19 protein-coding genes and 1 pseudogene are annotated in these 20,274 nt (G+C 68.3%); 9 read left to right on the top strand and 11 right to left on the bottom strand.

Annotated features, from left to right (window positions below; translation table 11 throughout):
- The 3 genes and pseudogenes from ON20_RS35225 to ON20_RS29250 form a co-directional block, all read left to right on the top strand.
- Window positions 1-249, top strand: a pseudogene (locus ON20_RS35225) (hypothetical protein); the annotation flags it as partial.
- 940 nt (window positions 250-1,189) lie between these two features.
- Window positions 1,190-1,753, top strand: coding sequence for a MarR family winged helix-turn-helix transcriptional regulator (locus ON20_RS29255; RefSeq protein ID WP_051163602.1), 564 nt, complete (start codon window positions 1,190-1,192; stop codon window positions 1,751-1,753).
- 113 nt (window positions 1,754-1,866) lie between these two features.
- Window positions 1,867-2,751 (top strand): tyrosine-protein phosphatase, encoded by an 885-nt coding sequence (locus ON20_RS29250; protein WP_040841003.1) that lies wholly within the window; start codon window positions 1,867-1,869, stop codon window positions 2,749-2,751.
- A 1-nt stretch (window position 2,752) separates the two neighbouring features.
- Here the strand turns inward: ON20_RS29250 and ON20_RS40075 are convergent, their stop codons facing one another.
- Window positions 2,753-4,492, bottom strand: coding sequence for a PEP-utilizing enzyme (locus ON20_RS40075; RefSeq protein ID WP_040841000.1), 1,740 nt, complete (start codon window positions 4,490-4,492; stop codon window positions 2,753-2,755).
- A 176-nt stretch (window positions 4,493-4,668) separates the two neighbouring features.
- On the opposite strand from ON20_RS40075, the gene ON20_RS29240 reads away from it, so the two are divergent.
- From ON20_RS29240 to ON20_RS29215, 6 genes are all read left to right on the top strand, one after another.
- Entirely contained in the window at window positions 4,669-5,292 is a 624-nt protein-coding gene (locus ON20_RS29240) for a nuclear transport factor 2 family protein (protein ID WP_083865431.1), read from the top strand.
- Between the two features lie 250 nt (window positions 5,293-5,542).
- On the top strand, window positions 5,543-6,013 hold the full coding sequence (locus ON20_RS29235) for a limonene-1,2-epoxide hydrolase family protein (protein ID WP_245547560.1): 471 nt from the start codon (window positions 5,543-5,545) through the stop codon (window positions 6,011-6,013).
- Entirely contained in the window at window positions 6,010-6,480 is a 471-nt protein-coding gene (locus ON20_RS29230; protein ID WP_040840998.1) for a nuclear transport factor 2 family protein, read from the top strand. Before ON20_RS29235 ends, ON20_RS29230 begins: the two co-directional genes overlap by 4 nt.
- 71 nt (window positions 6,481-6,551) lie before the next feature.
- Complete coding sequence (locus ON20_RS29225) at window positions 6,552-7,448, top strand: TIGR03619 family F420-dependent LLM class oxidoreductase (RefSeq protein ID WP_040840996.1); 897 nt, start codon at window positions 6,552-6,554, stop codon at window positions 7,446-7,448.
- A gap of 30 nt (window positions 7,449-7,478) precedes the next feature.
- Window positions 7,479-8,435 carry a PDR/VanB family oxidoreductase gene (locus ON20_RS29220; protein ID WP_040840994.1) on the top strand — a complete coding sequence of 319 codons (957 nt, stop codon included), beginning with the start codon at window positions 7,479-7,481 and terminating at the stop codon, window positions 8,433-8,435.
- Window positions 8,436-8,576: 141 nt separating this feature from the next.
- Window positions 8,577-9,875 carry a cytochrome P450 gene (locus ON20_RS29215; protein WP_040840992.1) on the top strand — a complete coding sequence of 433 codons (1,299 nt, stop codon included), beginning with the start codon at window positions 8,577-8,579 and terminating at the stop codon, window positions 9,873-9,875.
- Window positions 9,876-9,928: 53 nt separating this feature from the next.
- On the opposite strand, the gene ON20_RS29210 is transcribed toward ON20_RS29215, so the two are convergent.
- The 10 genes from ON20_RS29210 to ON20_RS29165 form a co-directional block, all read right to left on the bottom strand.
- Window positions 9,929-10,705 (bottom strand): enoyl-CoA hydratase/isomerase family protein, encoded by a 777-nt coding sequence (locus tag ON20_RS29210; RefSeq protein ID WP_040840990.1) that lies wholly within the window; start codon window positions 10,703-10,705, stop codon window positions 9,929-9,931.
- Window positions 10,698-11,828: an acyl-CoA dehydrogenase family protein gene (locus tag ON20_RS29205; protein WP_040840988.1), complete on the bottom strand. Its 1,131-nt coding sequence runs from the start codon at window positions 11,826-11,828 to the stop codon at window positions 10,698-10,700. Before ON20_RS29205 ends, ON20_RS29210 begins: the two co-directional genes overlap by 8 nt.
- 9 nt (window positions 11,829-11,837) lie before the next feature.
- Window positions 11,838-13,061, bottom strand: coding sequence for an FAS1-like dehydratase domain-containing protein (locus ON20_RS29200; protein WP_040840986.1), 1,224 nt, complete (start codon window positions 13,059-13,061; stop codon window positions 11,838-11,840).
- Window positions 13,058-13,978, bottom strand: coding sequence for an SDR family oxidoreductase (locus ON20_RS29195; protein WP_040841034.1), 921 nt, complete (start codon window positions 13,976-13,978; stop codon window positions 13,058-13,060). The genes ON20_RS29200 and ON20_RS29195 overlap by 4 nt, the downstream gene beginning before the upstream one ends.
- A 73-nt stretch (window positions 13,979-14,051) precedes the next feature.
- The gene (locus ON20_RS29190; protein ID WP_245547559.1) at window positions 14,052-15,227 is read right to left on the bottom strand and encodes an acyl-CoA dehydrogenase family protein; all 1,176 of its coding nucleotides are present in this window, start codon (window positions 15,225-15,227) and stop codon (window positions 14,052-14,054) included.
- Window positions 15,228-15,333: 106 nt separating this feature from the next.
- Entirely contained in the window at window positions 15,334-15,720 is a 387-nt protein-coding gene (locus tag ON20_RS33640; RefSeq protein WP_051163601.1) for a hypothetical protein, read from the bottom strand.
- Window positions 15,717-16,733, bottom strand: coding sequence for a phosphotransferase family protein (locus ON20_RS29180; RefSeq protein ID WP_051163600.1), 1,017 nt, complete (start codon window positions 16,731-16,733; stop codon window positions 15,717-15,719). Before ON20_RS29180 ends, ON20_RS33640 begins: the two co-directional genes overlap by 4 nt.
- Window positions 16,730-17,872 (bottom strand): Rv3169 family protein, encoded by a 1,143-nt coding sequence (locus tag ON20_RS29175; RefSeq protein ID WP_245547558.1) that lies wholly within the window; start codon window positions 17,870-17,872, stop codon window positions 16,730-16,732. Before ON20_RS29175 ends, ON20_RS29180 begins: the two co-directional genes overlap by 4 nt.
- Window positions 17,869-19,473, bottom strand: a complete 1,605-nt coding sequence (locus ON20_RS29170; protein WP_051163604.1) for a class I adenylate-forming enzyme family protein — start codon at window positions 19,471-19,473, stop codon at window positions 17,869-17,871. The genes ON20_RS29175 and ON20_RS29170 overlap by 4 nt, the downstream gene beginning before the upstream one ends.
- Window positions 19,470-20,258, bottom strand: a complete 789-nt coding sequence (locus ON20_RS29165) for an enoyl-CoA hydratase/isomerase family protein (protein ID WP_040840982.1) — start codon at window positions 20,256-20,258, stop codon at window positions 19,470-19,472. The genes ON20_RS29170 and ON20_RS29165 overlap by 4 nt, the downstream gene beginning before the upstream one ends.
- Between the last annotated feature and the right edge of the window lie 16 nt (window positions 20,259-20,274).

The raw sequence follows: 20,274 nt of genomic DNA, 5'->3' as shown, positions 1-20,274 counted from the left end.
ACGAGATCGGACCCCCATGGCCCCCGCCGAACGAATTGTCGTCCTCGACGGAGCCGCACCCCCGTAGGCCGCTTCGGCGGCGCGATCGCCCTCGGATATCCGGTGGGGGCGACCGGCGCGATCCTCACCCTCCGGGTCGTCAAGGATCTGCTGCGCCGCGATCGCGAACTCGGCATCGTCACCATGTGCATCGGCGGAGGTCAGGCGCCGGCCGCCCTGTTTCGCCGAGCGGAACTGCGAACCTGGTGATCGGACCGTACGTGACCGCGATGCTGCTGTTCACCACAGTCGCCACGGACCGGGTGATGCGCTCCCGGCGCCAGGTCCTTTACGGGCACCGGGCGACCTACGTGACGCCGGTTCTCGAATTGCCGAACAGATCTGTTACACGACTTTCTCGACGATCACCGAGCCGAGGAGTCCTCGGCCACTGTGATTCCAGTGGCCGCTCAGGGCCGGTTTACCCCGTGGTGGACGGGATCATCGCCGCGCGACCTCGCGGATGCCACCGCGAACGGAGCAACCCGGCCCGCCGATCGGCCGAGGGGTTCGTGTGGCACGTGTGCGGTTACCACGCGCGGCCGGACATCGTGTGGAGCGCGAGCGGCTACGGCGGCATCGGGCTCGAGCGACTCACCGCCGGTCCGGACGCACGGACGCCGGAGGGACCTGCCGATCCGCTCGGACTCCGCCGAGAGCGATATCGAAGCGGGGCACCCCACGGCGAAGCTCCCACCACAGTGCCCTCGGCTCGACAAGGCCACGTGTAGGACAGTCGCCGCCCAGGTGGGTGGCCGGCCCGCCGCGTTGCGGCACGACCGGTACGACGATGTGCAGAGCACTGTCGAGACCTCGGCAGACCACACGCTCCGGCGTCGATCACCACGGGTGCGGTGGCGCTGCCGATCGTGACGGCGACCTCGACAATCACGGTCCGTGCCTTCTATCCACCGATGCAGCGACTCGGCCGAGTCCGCGGTGAGACGATTGCGGTCACCGAGGAACGTCCGCCTGGCACTATGGACCCTACGTCACCGCCGACATGGAGACGACTGCCTACAAGGCGCCGGCGCGTGTCTTTCCGCCGACACGCATTCCCCATCGCCGCCCGCATCGAGCAGCGCCGATCACCTACCCGTAGACTATTCAGTCAACGATCATCGACGACACGAATTCGAGCGGGGGACCCATGACCACCCAGAAGACACAAACTACCTTGCCCGACACCACCGATCCTGTCGAGTGGGCGCACCATTACTGGACCGAACAGGGGCTGGAGGGCGACGAACAGAGGTTCCTGGCCATGTCGTCGCTGCTCCGCTACCAGCGACTGGTAATCGATCCGGTCGAGGCGAGACTGCGCAAGCACCGCCTCAACCTCACCGACTACCTGGTGCTGATGACGTTGCAATTGAGTGACAACGGCACCCGGCTCGTCAGCAATCTCGCCCGCAGCCTCATGGTGCACGCCACCACCGCGACGCTGGCCACCGACCGGCTGCAGAAGCGCAGGCTGATCAGCCGCAAGCCGCACCCCACGGACCGGCGCGCCACCCTCGTTTCGATCACACCCACCGGTCGCAAGCTCGTGCTCAAGGCCAACGCCTCGCTCACCGAGATCGGATTCGGGCTCGGCAACGCCACACCGGAGGACATCGCTCGCCTGATCGAACTGCTGAGCCGGCTGCGCACCGCCGCCGGGGACGCCCGGGCCGCCAACGGCAAGACCGGCGATGCCTCCCGAACGGGTTAACCCGGCCGCCACCAGTCGGTCAGTATAACTCCACCTATAGACTATTTATCAGTTGACTACTGTGGATATCGTCGTGAGACACCCGCTGTCGACGACCCGTCCGCAGGAGAAAAATGTTCACCCGGCTCACCACGACCGCATCGGCGCTCCTGATGGGAGCAGCGCTGCTGCTCTCCCCCACCGGCTGCGCCACACAGGCCGCCGAAACCATACCGGCGGCCACGACCACTACAGTCGCCGCGCCCGTGCTCGCCGGCCTCGACAACTTCCGGGATGTCGCAGGCGGTGACGGAGGCTACCGCACGGGCGATGGGCGACACCTGCGGACCGGCGTCTTCTACCGTTCCAACGCCCTTGCCCCGGACGACGCGGACCTGGCCGTCCTCACCGGCCTGCACCTGAGCACGGTCTACGACCTGCGCACCCCGGACGAGGCCACCAAGACCCCCGATCGGATACCGACCGGCACGATCTATCGGCAGATCTCCGTCATCGGTGACGGCGCACAGTTCAACGACGCCATGGCCGCCCTGAACTCCGCTTCTGAGGCGAGCGAGCTGATGCGGGACCTGTACCGCGGCTTCGTCGCCGGGGACACCGAGCGCCGGGCGTTCGCCGCGCTGCTCACCGGACTGGCGAACGAGAGCGGGCCGGCGGTGATCCACTGCACCGCGGGCAAGGACCGGACCGGCTTCGCCACCTACCTGTTGCACCAGATCGCCGGCGTGCCGGTGGACACCACCATGGGCGACTTCCTCGAGTCCAATTCGCGCTCTTCGCAATCGGTTGCCCGGACGGTGGACTCGCTGCGGCAGAGCCGGGGGCCGGCCGCGGCCGAGGCCATGACACCGCTGCTGACCGTCGACCGCAGCTATCTCGAGGCCGCAATCACCGAGATCGACGCCCGGTACGGCACCGTGACGAACTATCTCCGCGACGGCCTGGGCCTCCAGGACAGCACCCTGGAGGCCCTGCGTCGGCGCCTGGTGAGCGCCTAGGTCAGTGCACTGTGACCGTACCGGCTGCGCCGTCCACGGTCAGCAGCGTGCCGTCGACGATGCGCTTGGTCGCGTCGGTGACCCCGAGCACGCACGGGATGCCGAGTTCCCGGCTGACGATCGCCGCATGGCTCATCGAGGAGCCGACGTTCACCACGACGGCCTCGGCGGAGGTGAACAGCGGCGTCCAGCCGGGATCGGTCCACGGCGCGACGAGGATCTCGCCCGGCTGCAGATCCACGCCGTCCTCCGGGTCCTCGATGATCCGCGCCCGCCCGGTCGCCACACCGGCGCACGCGGGCAGGCCCGCCAGCACCTCCCCGGCGGCAGCCCGCTCGACCCCGGGCTCGCCCCGCTTGCGCCACTCGGTGACCGGCGGCACCTTGCCTTTCTCGATGATCAGCGGTGGATCCAACTCGGAGAGTTCACGCCACCATTCCCAGCGCTCGGCGATGGCGCCGGCGAAGGAGGAAGGATCCTCGACGAGAGCGTCCAGTTCGTCCGCGCGGACCATCACGATGTCCTCGGGCCGCTGGAAGATCCCCCGCTCGGCATAACGCGCACCCAGCTCCACCACACATATCCGCGCTTCGTGCAGGACGCGGATCGTGTTGGTCTTGCTCTGCTCCCGGGCCTGGGAGTAGACCGCGACCGAGTTCAGCACCCGTTCGAGGGCTGCGAGCTGCTCGGGCATGCTCGCGAGCCGGGAGCGGACATCGGCCAGCACCGCCTCCCGCTCGGTCCGCAGGCGCGCACCCTGCGCGGCCGGGCTCTTGTCCTCCGGCTGCAGGCGCATCCGGTCGATCATGCCCAGCGGAATCGCGGGGTGGGTCTCCCAGGTCTTGGCGTTGACCTCCCACTCCTGGGTCGACCGGGAGCCGAAATGGTAGAGGAAGTCGTCGAACTCCTTCACGAACGCCTTGGCGTCGGCCTCCGCCGAGGCCCGCAACCGCTCGGCGAGATCCTGCACACCCCGGGCGAATTCCGCGGTCAACACCGTGCTGTCGGTGACCCGACGCCCCAGCTTCCACATCGCTTCGTTGGGAGCGGCAGAAGCGACATTGCCGAGTCCGCTCGTCAGCGCCACCGCAAGCGACGGATCTTCCAGCGGCGCCAGTGCCTCGTCCAGCGCCCCGGTGACAACCGACCCCTCGTAGACCATCCGGAGGTGGGTGCGGATGAAGGGCGGGTAGTCCTCCCGCATTACCGCGCGGGCCCGTGCGATCAGCCGGCGCTCGGTCAGCGCGGCCAGGTCCGGCCGGCGGGACCGCAGTTCCTCGGCGGTTTCTCGCTGGAGGTCGACGTCCGGCCGCGCGGTCTCGCCGAGCACCCGCTGCACGCTGGCCAGGATGCGCTCGGTGTATTCGGGCTTATCGTCGTCGGGGTGCGGCACGTAGGGCGGCGCCTGGCGGTCCCCCAGGTAGGTGCGGTCCATGAGGTCCGGAGTCGCGCCCGGCATCCGGGCGCCGAAGGTTCGCATGTTCGACAGGTTCAGATAGACGTATCCGTGCACGAGGCCTTGGATGTCGATCACGTCGGGGCGGAACTCGTCGATGTCGAAGGCGCCGAACTCGACCAGCGCCTGCTTCCATTCCCGCTCGGCCGGTGGCCCGCCCACCATGCTCCAGAACAACGGGGTGGCCGCGGTCGACGACACCTCGCCGACATTACCGCGGGTGTAGACCGGCCACCGATCACTGAGCTCGTTGTCCACCACCCAGGGGCTTGTGATGTCGACCATGACGAAATTTCCTCTCTTGCTGAGCTTTTCGCTCATAGCGAACCGCGGTTGAGTACCGGGGATGTGGTTGCGGATCGAAGCCCTCGGTCCTGTTATCGGACCGGCATGCTGTGATGTATATTACGTCACGATAGTCTAGCCAAAGACTATTTACAATAAGACTTTGAAGGGTCTCGATGACCACTGCACGGAACGACAAGGAACAGTTCGTCCTGGATTTCTTCGCGGACATGGTCCCGGATCCGGCCTCGTTCAAGCGAACCTACAACAGGTTCCCGACCGAGGACGCCGAAGGGGAGAGCGTCGGCTTCGACCACCATCCGAACCTGCAGGACTCGCTGAAGTATCTCGACACGCCGGCCGAGCAGACCGGCATGGCCTACTGCGATATCAACGTCATCAACATCGCCTCGGCCGGTGACCTCGTCTTCACCGAATGCGTGGACACCATGCGCAAGGCCGACAGCACCAAGATCATGGACTTTCACGTCGCCGGCGTGCCCGAGGGGCGGGACGGCAAGATCCACCGCTACACCGACAGCCTGGGCACCGCAACCCAACCCCGATCGCCGGCCCAGGAGATGGGGCACACCGCCGCAGCGGGGGTGACAAAACCCGTCCGTTACAGCAACCGGGCCCGGCGGAAATCCGCCGGGCCCGGTCCCAGGTTACGGAACGATCGGCCCATCGGCCCGGGCACCACTGCCGGGTCGTTGCGGACAACCGTGCGCCCCTGCTTTTGCCACACGGCGAGCTTGGCGGCGATCGCAGGGGTGCGCAGAACGTCGCGGTCGAAATAGTGCGCGTACCGCTTCGTCGCCAACGCCACCTCGGGGTCCTCGATGGCCGGCTGCGGCATCCTCGACCGAGGGCCGCTGCACGCCGATCGGTTCGGTGCCCTCGTAAGCGCCGCCGCCCGCCACAACCACCGAGCCGTTCTCCATCCGACAGCCTCCCCGAAACAGTCATTCGAGCCAATTTACATTGACGATAAATAGTATGGCATGCGACTATTTTTCTCACAGGCTTTTCGACGAGGAGTTCGCAGACATGCATATCCACCCTGGCGCCGAGCCCCACACCGAGGCGGAGAAGACGGTGGTCGGTTTCCTGGAGGACTGGGGTCCTGGCGCCTGGCCACACATGCGTGACTGCTACGACCGCTGGATGACCGACGACATGTCATGGGAGAACACCGGCTCGCCGGCGACCGAGGGCAAACAGGAGGCCATGCGGTTCCTGTCCACCCTGGACGACACCCTCGAGATGAAATACTGCACCGCGGAGTTGTTCAACATCGCCTCCCGCGACAATGTCGTGCTCACCGAGCGCGTGGTCCGCGTGCACAGCGCCGACGGCACGGTGCTGATGGAGGTCCCGATCACGGGCACGTTCGTGGTCGAGGACGGCCGCATCGCACGACGCGGACTACAACGCCGACTCCCCCATCAAGGAACGCTTTCCGCGGCACCGGCACTGATCCGCCCCGGATTCCCGACGTCGAACGGTAGGACAACATGACCGACAACGACCTGGCGAAAACCGTACGCAGACTGGCCGCGATCGAGGACATCCGGCAGTTGAAGGCCCGCTACTTCCGATGCGTGGACCTGCGGCTGTGGGAGGAGTTCGCGGACCTGTTCACCGACGACCTGGAAGTGGACTTCGCCGAATCGACCTCACTGCCCACGGGCAAGCAGGAGTTCCTGAGCAGCGTGGCGAACCATTTCCGCTCCGGCTATTCGGTGCACCACGGACACATCCCCGAGATCGAGATCCTCGACGACACCACCGCCACCGCGATATGGCCGATGTACGACCGGGTCGAGTCACCGGCGGGCAGCGGATACGTCTCACACGAGGGCTGGGGGCACTACACCGAGCGCTACCGCCGCTGCGCGGACGGGAAGTGGCGCATCAGCCACAGCCGCCTGACCCGCATCCAGCGCGACGTATTGCCCAAGCGGGACCGGGCGGCCTCGGCATGAGCGGTCAGCGGCCGGAGGAGGTAGCGCAGCGTGACCACGAAGGCCGCCCGAGCATGCCCAATGGACACGGCATGACCACCATCGGGCTCACTCTGCCCCAGCTCGGGCCCGTGGTCTCGGCATCACTGCTCCGAGACTTCGTCCAGCAGGCCGACGATATGGGTTTCGACGACCTGTGGGTGCAGGACCATTTCCTCTACGCACTGCGTCAGAGCGGCGAGTACGGCGGCAGCGCGCAGAGCCAGCCCGAGATCTACCGATCGGTCTGGGCACCCACCGAACTGCTCGCCGCAGTCGCCGGCTGGACCGAGCGCCTGCACCTGGGCACCAGTATCCTGGTCGGCGGCAACCACTGGCCCGCCCAGCTGGCCAACCGGCTGGCGACGATCGACCGGCTCAGCAGCGGTCGGCTGTCGGTGATCGGCCTCAGTGTCGGATGGTCCGCGGAGGAACACCACGCTGTCGGCGTGGACCCGGAGAGCCGGGGCAGGCGCATGGACGACTTCGTGCCCGCGCTGCTCGCCTGCTGGGGCGACGACCTGGTCGAGCACCACGGCCCGTTCTTCGACATCGGTCCGGCGATCATGCAGCCGAAACCGGTCACCCGGCCGCGGCTGATGTCGGGCATGTACTCCGACCGCGGGCTGGCCCGCACCGCCCGCGACTTCGACCTGTGGAATCCGGGCTCGATCCCGGTGGACGCGGTGGTGGCGACCCTGACGCGCCTCAACGACCGGCGACCCGCCGGCAAGCCCCCGATCGGGGCGATCTATCGACTGGCACAGCAGTCCACCGCGGGCAAACGGATGACCGTCGAGGAGATGACCACACGAGTCGCCGAATGCGTCGCCGCCGGTCTCGACGGGGTCATCGTCGAGACCAATTTCTGTTCCGAGATCACCTCACCCGCGGCCTGGCTCGACGTCCTCGGCAATCTGAAGCCGCTGGTCGACGCCGCCCGCGGATGAGCGACCCGCCATCAGCCGAAGGACCATCCGATGACCACCACCACAGCCGAACGACTCACTCTGCGGACCTCGACGGTGTGCCCGATCGCCGACGACATCATCGAGATCACCTTCACCCATCCCGGGGAGGAACCGCTGCCGGCGTGGGAACCGGGCGCGCACATCGAACTGCGGCTGCCCTCGGGTCTATCCCGGCAGTACTCGTTGTGCGGTGACCCGGCGGATCGGTCGTCGTATGTCATCGCGGTACTACGCGAGGAGAACGGTCGTGGTGGATCTCGGGCGGTGCACGCGATCGCGCGGAAGGGCGTGGATTTCGACGTCCGCATCCCGAAGAACAACTTCCCGTTCGTCGAGGCCGGCTCCTACCTGTTTCTCGGCGGCGGCATCGGCATTACCCCGTTGATCCCGATGATCGCCGAGGCACGCGGCCGCGGCGCGGATTGGCGGCTGGTCTACGGCGGCCGCAGTGCCTCCTCGATGGCCTACCGCGAATCCCTCGTAGCCCTCGGCGGACAGATCGATGTCTGGGTCGAGGCCGAGCGCGGCTACCCGGACCTGCCCCGGATCCTGGGCCAGGCGGCACCGGGAACCCAGGTCTACATGTGCGGGCCGAACGCGATGATCGACGCGGTGGCCGCCGAATACCCGAACCACCCGCATCTGGGCGGGCTGCACTTCGAGCGTTTCGGTGCGACCGGACCGATCGACGTCGGCGGCGACGCCTTCGAGGTGGAGCTGCGACAGTCGGGTGTCACCTTCACCGTCGGTGAGGGATGCACGATCCTCCAGGAGGTGCACAAGGTCCTGCCCGACCACCCCAGCTCATGTGAGGAGGGCTACTGCGGTGAATGCGAGACCCGCGTTTTGGAGGGCACACCCGACCACCAGGACGACTATCTGACCGAGGACGAACAGGAGAACGGCGACATGATGATGATCTGTGTCGGCCGCTGCAAGGGCACGCGGCTGGTCCTGGACCTGTAACTGGTGACCGGCACCCCGCACCCCTCCGATCCGACGCCGCCGGCGTTGGCCTCGGGTTTTCCATACGGGTCGACACCCGAACCCACCACGAATACTCTAATATTCGATGATTGACACATCAGCTATTGACGAGGAGTTGGGATGACTCGGACAGCGGAAGCCGGGACCTGCCCGGTTGCCACGTTCGACGATCTGCTGGCACTGCGGCCCGATGTGGTGCGCTGCCCCTACGGCGCCTACGAAGCGCAGCGGACCGGCGAACCCGTCGCCTACAACGAACGGCTCGGCGGCTGGGTCGTCACGCGGTACAACGACATCCTCGCGGTGCTGCGAGACGCAGAGACCTACTCCAACCGCTTGGCCAGCGGGCCGAGCTCGGTGTCGGGGCTGGCGCAGCGGGTGATCGAGGATGACACCCTGCCCGAGCGCACCCGCGCGGCCGCCGCGCGGCGCATCGAGCTCAGCAAGGCCCGGATCCTGCTCTTCGCCGACCCGCCGTTGCACAAGCGCCAGCGTGCCCTGGTCAACGCCGGCTTCACGCCCAAGCGGGTGGCCGAGATGGACCAGGCCGTGATCGCGCTCGTCGAGAGCCTGGTCGAGCGGTTCCCCACCGATACACCCTTCGACATCGTCCCCGCCTTCAGCCACCCGATCCCGATGACGATCATCGCCCGGCTGCTCGGTGTGCCGCCGGAGAAGATGGAAACCTTCAAAAAGTGGTCCGACGCCTTCACCCGGGGGGTCGGGGCGCTGGAGCAGGACCGAGACGCCGTGGTGGATATGTTCGACCGGGTGAACGAGTTCTACGACTACTTCACCGAAGAACTCGACAAGCGCCGCACCGCCCCACTCGATGACCTGCTGAGCGACCTGCTCGCCGCGCGCATGGACGGCGAGGAGCCGTTGAGCGAGGCCGAGCTGCTGCAGACGCTGGTGCAGTTCCTCGTGGCGGGCAACGAGACGACCACGAACCTGCTCACCACCGCGGTCTGGAAGCTGGCCGCGGATCCCGCGCTACAGGACCGTCTCCGGCAACATCCCACCGAGATCCCGGACTTCGTCGAGGAGGTGCTGCGGCTCGAGCCGCCGGTGCAGGGCATCTGGCGTGTCGCCACCACCGATGTCGAGATCGGCGGTGTGCGGATTCCAGCGGACGGTCTGATCTATCTGGTCACCGGTGCGGCGAACCGGGATCCGGAGACATACCCGGAGCCGGACGCGCTGGAACTGGACCGGGGCCGGGCCCGGCATCTGTCGTTCGGCCGCGGCGAGCACGCCTGCCTCGGCATGAACCTGGCCAAACTGGAGGCCAAGCTGGCGCTGGGCGTGCTGCTCGCCCGCTACCCGCGGATCGCGCTCGCCGACCCCGATGCCGAGCTCGGCTTCCACCGCAGTTTCGTGCTGCACGGTATGTCGTCGCTGCGGGTGACGGTTCGCTGAGATATCGCAAGAGGGGCACCGTCGGCGACGGTGCCCCTCTTGCCTTTCCGGCGTCAGCAGGACCGGAAGTCCGGCGTACGCTTCTCGAAATACGCCCGCGCGCCCTCGCGGGACTCCTTGGACCGGAATGCGAGCGACTGGCCGAGCACCTCGGCTTCGATCGCGTCGGCGAAGGAGCGCTCGAACGAGGCGTTGAGCTGCTGCTTGATCACCGACAGGGCACGGCGGGGGCCGTCGGCCAAGCGAGCAGCCCATTCCCGCACCGTGGCGTCGAGGTCGGCGTCCGGGATGCACCGGTTGACCAGACCGAGCCGGGCCGCCTCCGCGCCGGGAACCCGGGCGGCCAGCAGCATGATCTCCTTGGCTCGGCCGAGCCCGACCAGCCGCGGCACCAGCCAGGAACCGCCGCCATCGATGGACAGCCCGCGCTCGGCGAAGATCTCCCCGAACACCGCGCTCTCGCCGGCGACGACGAGGTCCGCGCACAGAGCCAGGTTGGCGCCGAAGCCGACGGCGCCGCCGCGCACCTTCGCGATCACCGGCAGCGGCAGCCGGTGGATCAGATCGCACAGATGTCCCACCCGGCGCATGAAGGTCAGCTCGTCGGGCTCGATGCGCTCGGCCAGGTCCATACCGGAGCAGAACGACGAGCCCGCGCCGGTGAGCACGACCACCCGGCAGGCGTCGTCGGCCGCGATCCGCTCCAGTGCCGCGATCGCCTTGTCGACCAGCGCCTTGTTCAGGCCGTTCTTGCGGTCGGGCCGGTTCAGGGTGAGCGTCGCGATACCGGCCGGGTCGATCTCGGTGAGTATCGGGTTCGGCTCAGGCATGGGCAGCCTCCTGGAGTAGCAGATTCGCGAACCGCGCGCGGTGTGCCGCCGGCGCGCCGAAGAGCACCTCGAGCGATTTCGCGCGGCGCAGGAAGAGGTGCGCATCGTGTTCCCAGGTGAATCCGATGCCACCCAGGATGTGCAGCGACTCGTCGGCGACCAGGGTCGCCGCTTCGCCACACCGTGCCTTGGCCATGCTCGCGGCGACGGCCAGTGCCCGGGCCCGGGCCGCGATGGGCTCGGCCAGATAGTCGTCCCCGGCCCGGCCGGCGACGTCGAGCGCCGAGCGGGCCAGCTCGAGCGCCATCAACAGATCGACAAGGCGGTGCTTGATCGCCTGGAACTGCCCGATCGGGCGATCGAACTGGATCCGTTCCTTGGCCCACTCCACCGCCGCGTCGTGGCACTGCTGGGCAATACCGACCTGTTCGGCCGCGATCAACACCAGGGTGAGGTCGAGAGCGGCCTGCAGATCCACCTCGGCGCCGAGTACCGTGCCCGGTGCCTGCGCCAGGTCCACCGCGGCCAGGCCACGGGTCAGGTCGAGACCGCTTCTGGCCTCGCGCGCTACGCCCGGCGCGCTCACCTCGACCGCCACGACGACGGTCTCGGCGCCGTTGCGCGCCGGTACCAGCAGGACGTCGACGTCGGCGGCGTCCACGACGATCTCGGCGCGGCCGGTGACCTGCGTGACCGCCCCCTCCTCCGTGGGGCCCTCGGCGACGAACTCCGGGGTGACGCTGGTCGAGGAGGCGTCGGGCCACACCACGGTAGCGGTCACCGCACCCTCGGCCATGCGCTCCATCAGGGCGTACGCGGCCTCGGTGTCCACGACGCGCAGTAAGGTGCCCGCGCAGCCGAGCGACGACAGCCCTGGCACGACGGCCAGCGATCGCGCCAGCTGCTCCAACACGAGTGCCACTTCGGCGATCCCGGCCCTCGCCTCGGCATGGGGATCGGGAAGCAGCAGCCCGGCCAAACCCATCTGCTCGGTCAGTACTTTCCACAGCCGGGCGTCGCGGCGCGGACACCCGTGCTCGTCGAGGAATTTCCGCGGGCCCGATGCCGCCGCGTCCCGGACCGCGCGGGCCAGTTCTCGGCGCTCTCGCGCGTCGATACCCATATCGTTCCCTTATTCCGTCCGGGCGCGGCTCGCCACGGGTGAGCGCCCCTCGCGGGTTGGCAGCGCGATCGTGGCGGTACCGGGCATGACGTCGACGCCGCGCTGATTGCGTGCGTAGGTGGTCAGCTCGACGACGTGCTCGCCGTCCTCGGTCACCGACCTGCCGGTTACCTCGCCGCCGAGAGTCACCACGTCGGAGAGGTAGACGAAGCCGCGGTACTGGGAGCTGCAGGCAACCACCCATCCGTTGTCACCGCACCAGTGCGTCAGCAACTGCACCTGCCAGCACTGTCGCTGGAAGCCCACGTCGTATTGGAAGGCGACGCCCATGGCATTGGCGGCGGCCTTGTTGTAGTGGACCGCGTAGATCGGTTCGCTCGAGCCCATCACGGGGTCTCGGAACGACCACGCCGGGTGCGTCCGATAATCCGCGAGCGCAGCGGCGTGCGCCTTCAATCGCGGGATCGGAGTACCGCCGCCGGCGATGAACGCGACCTCGTCGGTGAGTCCGATCGGACCCTTGGTGAGCGTCTGGATCTGCTCCCCGACCTCGACGTCCTCCCAGTAGCGCGGCTCGGCGCCCTGTGGCTGTTCGGCGAGCACCTGCCGCTCCACCTCGCGGATCTGGTCCTCGGTCCACGGGTGCGGCAGCTCCAGCGTGGGCTTCGAGCCGTCGCTCGCCGCTTCCTTCGACCGCGACTTGGCCGACGCGCGTTCGAAGTTGACGACCTGCCAGTCGATTTCGGCGACGAGCTCACTGCGCTGGTTGCGGTAGCCGTTGACGAAGTGATCGGTCACCATGCGACCGGCGAACTTGCTCGGCCTGGGCCCGGTGAATCCCTCGTACCGGCAGGTCGCGGTGATCTTGTCGCCCCAGTAGATCGGCTTGTGGAAGCGCGCCTGGGTGGCGTTGTGGAAGGCGCCGAGTCCGGGCCAGCCGAACTGGATTCCGGAGAAGCAGCCGATCACGAATGACGGCGGCGCCACCGGTGCGCCGTAGTCGGACTCGGCCGCCCTGGCGGGGTCGGTCCACAGCGTATTGACATCACCGATGCCGCCGGCGAACTTGGTCACCGCGATGCGGGTGGCTTCCTCGTTGTTGACCGAGTGGTCGATCCGCAGGTCCACACCGGCGCGTGCCTTCATCGAGGCGATCATCTCGTCGGTGATGACAGCCTCGGGCATCTTGGCCTCGGTCGTGCGGTCGACCGAGACCGGCTCGACCGCGGTCACTTCGAGCCCTTTCCGGGGTTGGCGGTCCAGCTGTTGGTGTCCGCGGGCACACCGGCGTCGGCGACCGCCTTCTCCAGCGCGTCGAGGGTCCAGCGGCCCTCGGTCATCAGCTTCCACTCCGGGTCCTTGGTCCAAGGGCGGATACGCTGCACCCGGGAGCCACCGACCAGGAAGACCTCGCCGCTCAGTTCGCAGTTCGGGGAGAGCAGGTAGCCGACGAACGGCGACACGTTGGCCGGGTCGAATCGGTCGAACTCGCCTTCTTTGCCTGCCAGCGCGTCACCGAAGGCGCCCTCGGTGAGGCGGGTGCGGGCCTGCGGGAGGATCGCGTTGACGCGCACGCCGTAGCGCCGCAGTTCCTTGCTCGCGACCTGGGTCAGCGACGCCACCGCGGCCTTGGCCGCCGCGTAGTTGGCCTGACCGGGGTTGCCGAACACACCGGATTCGCTGCTGGTGTTGACCACCGAACCCGACACCGCCGCACCGGCTTTGCTCTGCTCACGCCAGTACTGGCCGAGCTCGCGGGTCATCAGGAAACTGCCGCGCAGGTTCACCCGCAGCACCAGATCCCAGTCCTCGTCCTCGATGTTGACCAGCACCCGGTCGCGCAGAATGCCGGCATTGTTCACCAGGCCGTCCACACCGCCGAAGGTGTCCAGGGCGGTCGCCACGATCCGCGCCGCGCCGGCCGAATCGGCGACATCGTCACCGTTGGCGACCGCGCGGCCGCCGGCGGCGGTGATCTCGTCCACGACCTCCTGGGCCGGACCGATCGCGGCGCCGCTGCCGTCCTGGGCGCCGCCCAGGTCGTTCACCACCACGTTTGCGCCCTCCCGGGCGAACAACAGCGCGTGTTCCCGACCGATGCCGCGACCGGCGCCGGTCACGATGATGGTCTTGCCGTCCAAATGTCCCATCGGTTCCATCCCTACTCTCGTCAACGGCCCACTCGGGCTCGCTGTGTCCATTTCCGCCGTGTCCGCACGGCGCTCATGTCCGCACCGGTTTGTCCTTGGGTAGGCCCAGCGAGCGTTCGGCGACGGTATTGCGGTGGATCTCGTCGGTGCCGCCACCGATGCGCATGCCCGGCACGCTCAGCACGAACTCCGACCACGCGAAGGACGCGGGCGTACCGGTGTCGACCACCAGTCGAGGGCCGAGGACCACGGTCACCAGATCGCTGAGCGCCTGCAGGTTCGCGGTGAGCGCCAACTTGCCCAGCGACATCTCCGGCCCCGGAACCCCGTTCGCCTCGAGATTGGCGTCGGCACGCACCCGCATCGCCTTGGCCGCGGTGACACCGGAGTAGACCCGGGCGAAGGCGTCGACCACTGCCGGGTCGTCCTGCCTGCCCTGATCGGTGATCCAGGCCGCGAGATCGTCCATCCGGAACAGTCCACTGCCCCCGCTGGAGGATCCGCCGATCGCGCCCCGCTCGTGCATGAGCATCGCGATCGCCACCGACCAGCCCTGTCCGACTTCGCCGAGCCGGCACGAATCCGGGATCCGCACGTCGGTGAGGAAGACCTCGTTGAAATCGGCCGCGCCGGTGATCTGGCGCAGCGGACGCACCTCCACGCCGGGGGCGTGCATATCCACCACGAACGCGGTCATGTTGCGATGCCGCGGCCCCTCCGAGGTCCGGGTCAGCACGATACCGATATCGGAGTAGTGCGCCCCGGAGGTCCACACCTTCTGTCCGGTGACGATCCAGTCTCCATCCCCGTTCGGCTCGGCCCTGGTGCGCACCGCGGCCAGGTCCGAACCGGCGGCCGGTTCGCTGAACAGCTGGCAGCCCACGATTTCGGCCCGGCGCAGGCCCAGCAGCCATCGCTTCTTGGCCTCCGCCGAACCGAACTGCGCCAGCGTCGGTGCCACCATCCCCAGACTCACCGACAGGGGGCCCTTGGACGGGATGGTGTACTCGCGCTCGACCGCGGCGAACGCCTTCTCATAGGCGACCGGCAGACCCGCTCCCCCCTCCTCGACCGGACCACTGATCCAGCCATATCCGTGATCGAACGCGGCCCGCTGATACTCGATCGCCGCGGTGATCTCCTCCTCGGTCGAGCCGGAGAAGAGCGCATACCGCGATTTCCCGGTGCCGGATTGCGCACGGGAGCGCCCTGTGGAGACCGATTCCAGGAACGCGCGTGCACCACTCACGAACTCCTCGATCGTGGGAGTCACAGGGTCACCGCCTTCAATAGTCTAGTACACGACTTTTATGAGAATAGATTATTTATATCCAGACAAACAAGCTCTGTCGGGGTCAGAGGGATTCGAGCAGTGCCCGATATGCCGCGCGCGCCTCGTCGTCGGCGGGCCGGGCGCTCAGGTGGGCACGCAGCGCGGCGAGCGCCACGGTCGCGGCCGCGGCCAGCTGCTCGTGGTAGCGCCGGTAGGCGTCGGCGGTCTTCTCGGTGGGTGGCTCCGGCACGCCCACGTCGGCGAACCGGCGGGCGTTTCGGAGTTCCCGAGACAGCGATTCAGTGCGGGCCATCAGCTCGAAACCGATGCTGTCCCAGTCGATCTGGGCGAGCACGGCGCGGATCTCGGCGAGGCGGGACCGGGCGTGCTCGCTGGTCAGTTCGGGTGCGATGGTCTCGGCCAGGACGGCTCGGACACCCGCGATGATTTCGGACGGACGGGGTCTCACGGCAACCTCCGAATCGGCTCGGACGCGGCGTCGAGCAGTCCCGTCTCGCGCAGAGCGAGCCGCTCGATCGCTCCGGTCGGCCCGGCGGGGCGGTCGGTGGTCCGGTCGCAGAACGCCCGCACCGCGGTCAGGGCGATCACGGCCAGCCGGAAGGTCGACATCACCTGCCAGAAGTGCAGACGGGCCGGATCGATACCCAGTCCGCTGCCCTCCGACCAGCTGTCCAGGAAGTCGGCGGGACTCCACCGGCCGTCCAGGAAGTGCTCACGGCGGTAGACCGAGCAGGTGTACCAGCCGAGATCGTCGTGCGGATCGCCCAGGTGCGCGAGCTCCCAGTCCAGCAGCGCGACGACCCCATCATCGTCGACCAGGACGTTGGCCGGCCGGAAGTCGCCGTGCACCAGCCGCACCGGGCCGGGTGCCGGGAGGCGGTCGCGCAACCAGGCGATCACCTCGCGCAACCCCGGGTGCGGCTCGAGCTCGACCCGGTTCAATTCGCGCTCCCAGCGATCCAGCTCGGTGCGCGCCGGATCCCCCGCCTCCGGAAGAATCGCGGTGATGCCCACGGCTTCCACGTCGAGACCGTGCACACCGGCGAGCAGGATGGGCAGTCGCTCGGCCAGCCGCAACCGAGCCTGCTTCCCGAGTTCGAGCGGGTCGGTGTCGCGCAACACGGCGCGGTGCGCACGACCGGGGAGCCGGTCGACAATGATCGCACCGCGTTCGAGCCGGGTGCCGTCGTCGAGCAGGTGTACCCGTGGCACCGGCAGGTCGGTCTCGCCCAGTGCCCGCAGCAGCGCGAACTCGACGTCTCTCGCGGTGTCGACGACCCCGGTAACCGGCTCGCGCCGCATCAGCAACGGACGCCGGACCGGTCCGTCCGGGGTGTCCATATCGGCGTCGAAGGCCCAGTTCTCCTGGGAACTGCCCCCACCGAGCCGGGTCGGCTCGGTGATGTCGTGGACGCCCACCTCGGCCAGCAGCGCCAGCAACGCGTCCCGCAGCGCGCTCATCGCTGCCGCCCCTGGGAATCCCGGGGCGGGGACAACGCTTCGCCATACCGCCCGTAGCCGGGCAACACCATGTATTCGACGATGCCGTGCCCCACCACGCCGTCGCAGCGCACCCGGACCAGGTGATCGGAGCCGGCCTTGGCATAGCGGTAGAAGGCGGCCCGGTCGCCCAGATCCCATTCGTCGTGTTCGGCGGTCAGCTCACCGCGCCACTGGCCCTGCTTCCAGCCGTTCCAGCCCTCGTAGCCCCCACCGCGCAGGTGAGCCCGGCCGGGGCGGGCGTCGAGTTCCAGTCGCAGCCGCTCACCACCGTGCAGCAGCAGCGTGATCGTTCCGCCGTGCAATGTCGGCGCCGCCGCGTCCTTCTCCCACTCCAGGTCGTGATCGACGCCGACGATGACCGGGGTCTCCCGCTCGTCGCCGGGCGGGTAGGCGATCCCCGCGGACAGGTGCACCGGGCGGCCGGGTTCGGACTCCTGCAGATACAGGTGCACCCCGAAGTCCGGCAATTGCAGCGGGGCGAACAGCAGCATCCGCCATTCCGGCCGCTCGCCGGGCGGTTGCCCCTCGGCGCGGGGCAACGGGCGGGTGCCCCACGAGTGGTCCCGCTCGGCCCACCACCGCTGCGGCGTGACCTCGATCGTCGCGCCGTCCGGGGTGCGGATCCGACCCGATGCCCGGCCGTGCTGGACGTAGCGGATGGCGTCGTAGGTGGTTCTCGCCCTGCTGATCTGGAAGAACTTGCCCTCCAGGATAGGCTCGAAGGAGGCGGTGAAGGTGAGTTCGAAGGTGAGGCCGGAGTCGTTGTCGCCCAGGGTGAACAGCAGCTCGCGCATCGGCTGCCGAATGTCACAGCGGAACGGGCCGACCTGCATGCCGTGGCTGTCCGGCAGCAGGGTGCGCGACAGCCGCAGGTTGGTCTGCCGGCCCTGGTGCGACAGGCAGGCGAAGGCCTCCATCACGTCCTGGTTGGGGTAGCGGCCCAGGCCCACGGTCAGCACGGTATCGCCGCCCTCGGTGTCCTGGAAGCTGACCCAGTAGCGTTCCCGCCAGGAGGGGTCGCTGGTGGCGACCATGGCGTGGGTGAGCGCGGTCTGATGGGTGAAGTACTCGTCGGCGGCGCTGAGGTGCATGGTCATCCTTTCCGCACGGATTCGGCGAACGCGGCCTTGAGCGACTTCTTGTCCGGCTTCTCTCCCGCCAGGGTCGGTAGCGGCCGGTCGTCGATCTGCCACAGCGACGGCACCTCGAAGTAGGCGAGGGTGCCCTTCAGGTGGGCGCGAAGTTCCTCCGTGTCCACCGGCTGCCCGGCGCGGTGCGTGACCGCCGCCGCCAGTTCCTCGCCCAGATCCTCATGCGGCACACCGAAGACCGCGGCCTCGACCACCGCGGGGTGACTCAGCAGCGCCTGCTCGACGTGCGCGCAGGCGATGTTCTCCCCACCGCGGATCACGATGTCCTTGCTGCGGCCGTCGAGATAGAGATAGCCGTCGGCGTCCACGTGCCCGAGGTCGCCGGTGTGCAGCCAGCCCTCGGCGTCGACGGTGCCGTCGTCGGAGCCCAGGTAGCCGAGCATCACCGTGGGCGCGCGCACCAGCACCTCGCCGGAGCCGGCCTCCTCGGGATCGGCGATGCGCAGTTCCACTACAGGATAGGGGCGTCCGACGGTACCCGGCCGGGCCTCGAGGTCGGCGTTGCCGGCGACCGTCATGAACCCGCCGGTCTCGGTCATGCCCCAGGTGTTGGCCAGGCCCCGCTTGCGCAGTTGTGGCAGCTTGGTCGTCATCCGCTGTAGCAGGGTCGCGGGCAGCGGCGCGCCCCCGAGCGGGAACGAGCGCAGGCTCGACAGGTCGTGCGCGTCGAACTCCGGGTGCTCGAGCAGCCGGACGGCCATGGTAGGGACACCGCCCCAGGTCTGCACCCGCTCGACCTCGATCAGCCGCAGAACCTCACCGGCGTCGAAGCGGCCCGTGGTCAGCACCAGTTTGCCGCCGATGATCAGATTGGTCAGCACGTTGGAGACGCCGCCGATGTGGAACAGCGGGGTGCAGACCAGGGTGACCGGCTGCGGCGCGGTCGGATCCAGGTTCTGCGGCAGTCGGCGTGACCGGGCCATCAGGTTGTGCTGATTGGTGATGACCGAGCGCACCGAGAGCTCGACCGCCTTGGGCGCGCCGGAGCTGCCGGAGGTGAACAGGATCAGCGCCGGCGCGTCCAGGTCGACGTCGAGTACCGGGGGGCGGCCCGGCTCGGCCCGGTCCCACAGCTCGGCCAGGTCCGCGATCGATGCCAACCGGCAGGTCTGCCCCAGCAGGTCGGGGGCGAACAGCTCGGGCGCGTCGGTCAGGACCAGTGCCGGGGTGGTCAGCCGCAGCGCGTGCTCGATCTCGTGGCCGCTCCACCACCGGTTGGCGTAGACGGGGACGGCGCCGAGCCACCACGTCGCCCAGGTCACGAGCGCGAATTCAGGACGGTTGTAGCAGTGCAGTACCACACGGTCACCGCGCCCGACACCGAGCGCGGCCAGCCGCTGGGTCGCGGCGGGAATCGCATCCCGGAACGCGGGATGGGAGATCCGCCGATCGCCTTGGACGAGGTAATCACGACCGTCCCAGCGGCCCACCGAGTCGAGCATCGCGGGCAGTGAGGCGGGCGAGTGCTCGTACACCCGCCCGGGGTGACCGGCATAGTGTCCGTCGACGACGCTCTCGCCCCAGATCACCTCGGTCGTGGTGTTCATGCGCCCGTCCATTGTCCCTCTCGTTTCTCGATGAATGCGTTCACCGCTTCCACCGCGTCCGCGCTGCGGTTCGACAGCGCCTCGAGGTAGAAACCGGTGTCGAGTACCTGGTCGGTGGCCGCGGCCAGCACGCGGTTCAGGGCACGCTTGGTCAGTTGCGTGGCGATCGGGGGGATGGCCGCGACGCGGTACGCGAGCGCGAAGGCGGTCTCGCGCACCGCCTCCGGGTCCTCGGCGAGATCGGTGACCAGGCCGAGGTCGTACGCCTCTTGACCGGTCAGGGGCTCGCCCCAGAGCAGTTTGCGTTTCGCCCGTGCCAGTCCCGCGCTCAGCGGCCAGGTGACGCAGCCACCGTCGCCGGCGACCAGGCCCATGTGCACGTGCGGATCCGACAGTGTGGTCACCGGCGTGGCGACCACGGCGTCGGCGGTGAACACCAGACTGGTGGCCACGCCGAAGCTGCTGCCGTGTACTGCGGCGATCAGCGGTTTCGGGAAGTCCGCGAAGGCGCGGAACAGCCTGCGGCCGTCGTCGACACCGCGCAGCAGCGTGTTCAGGTCTGCGTGCCCGGCCAGGATCGTCTGCACGTCTCCGCCCGCGGAGAAGTGCTTCCCGGTCGAGGTCCACACGACCGCGCGCACGTTCATGTCCCGGGCCAGCGCGACGAGCACTCCGGGAAGTTCGTTGACCAGCAGGTCATCGAAGGCGTTGAGTTTTTCCGGCCGGTTCAGCCGCAGTTCCGCGACGTGGCCGTCGGTGGTGACGTCAACCGTGTCGTAGCTCATGGCAATCCTCGCAATC

Source organism: Nocardia brevicatena NBRC 12119 (assembly GCF_000308495.1).
In the GTDB taxonomy this organism is placed as follows: domain Bacteria; phylum Actinomycetota; class Actinomycetes; order Mycobacteriales; family Mycobacteriaceae; genus Nocardia; species Nocardia brevicatena.
The sequence above is the reverse complement of the archived record's forward strand: the minus strand, read 5'-3'. Positions and strand labels throughout refer to the sequence as shown.

Coding starts and splice junctions, on each gene's coding strand:
- ON20_RS29255 (WP_051163602.1), top strand. CDS start 1,190: ATGACCACCCAGAAGACACAAACTACCTTGCCCGACACCACCGATCCT.
- ON20_RS29250 (WP_040841003.1), top strand. CDS start 1,867: ATGTTCACCCGGCTCACCACGACCGCATCGGCGCTCCTGATGGGAGCA.
- ON20_RS40075 (WP_040841000.1), bottom strand. CDS start 4,492: ATGGTCGACATCACAAGCCCCTGGGTGGTGGACAACGAGCTCAGTGAT.
- ON20_RS29240 (WP_083865431.1), top strand. CDS start 4,669: ATGACCACTGCACGGAACGACAAGGAACAGTTCGTCCTGGATTTCTTC.
- ON20_RS29235 (WP_245547560.1), top strand. CDS start 5,543: ATGCATATCCACCCTGGCGCCGAGCCCCACACCGAGGCGGAGAAGACG.
- ON20_RS29230 (WP_040840998.1), top strand. CDS start 6,010: ATGACCGACAACGACCTGGCGAAAACCGTACGCAGACTGGCCGCGATC.
- ON20_RS29225 (WP_040840996.1), top strand. CDS start 6,552: ATGACCACCATCGGGCTCACTCTGCCCCAGCTCGGGCCCGTGGTCTCG.
- ON20_RS29220 (WP_040840994.1), top strand. CDS start 7,479: ATGACCACCACCACAGCCGAACGACTCACTCTGCGGACCTCGACGGTG.
- ON20_RS29215 (WP_040840992.1), top strand. CDS start 8,577: ATGACTCGGACAGCGGAAGCCGGGACCTGCCCGGTTGCCACGTTCGAC.
- ON20_RS29210 (WP_040840990.1), bottom strand. CDS start 10,705: ATGCCTGAGCCGAACCCGATACTCACCGAGATCGACCCGGCCGGTATC.
- ON20_RS29205 (WP_040840988.1), bottom strand. CDS start 11,828: ATGGGTATCGACGCGCGAGAGCGCCGAGAACTGGCCCGCGCGGTCCGG.
- ON20_RS29195 (WP_040841034.1), bottom strand. CDS start 13,978: ATGGGACATTTGGACGGCAAGACCATCATCGTGACCGGCGCCGGTCGC.
- ON20_RS29180 (WP_051163600.1), bottom strand. CDS start 16,733: ATGAGCGCGCTGCGGGACGCGTTGCTGGCGCTGCTGGCCGAGGTGGGC.
- ON20_RS29175 (WP_245547558.1), bottom strand. CDS start 17,872: ATGACCATGCACCTCAGCGCCGCCGACGAGTACTTCACCCATCAGACC.
- ON20_RS29170 (WP_051163604.1), bottom strand. CDS start 19,473: ATGAACACCACGACCGAGGTGATCTGGGGCGAGAGCGTCGTCGACGGA.
- ON20_RS29165 (WP_040840982.1), bottom strand. CDS start 20,258: ATGAGCTACGACACGGTTGACGTCACCACCGACGGCCACGTCGCGGAA.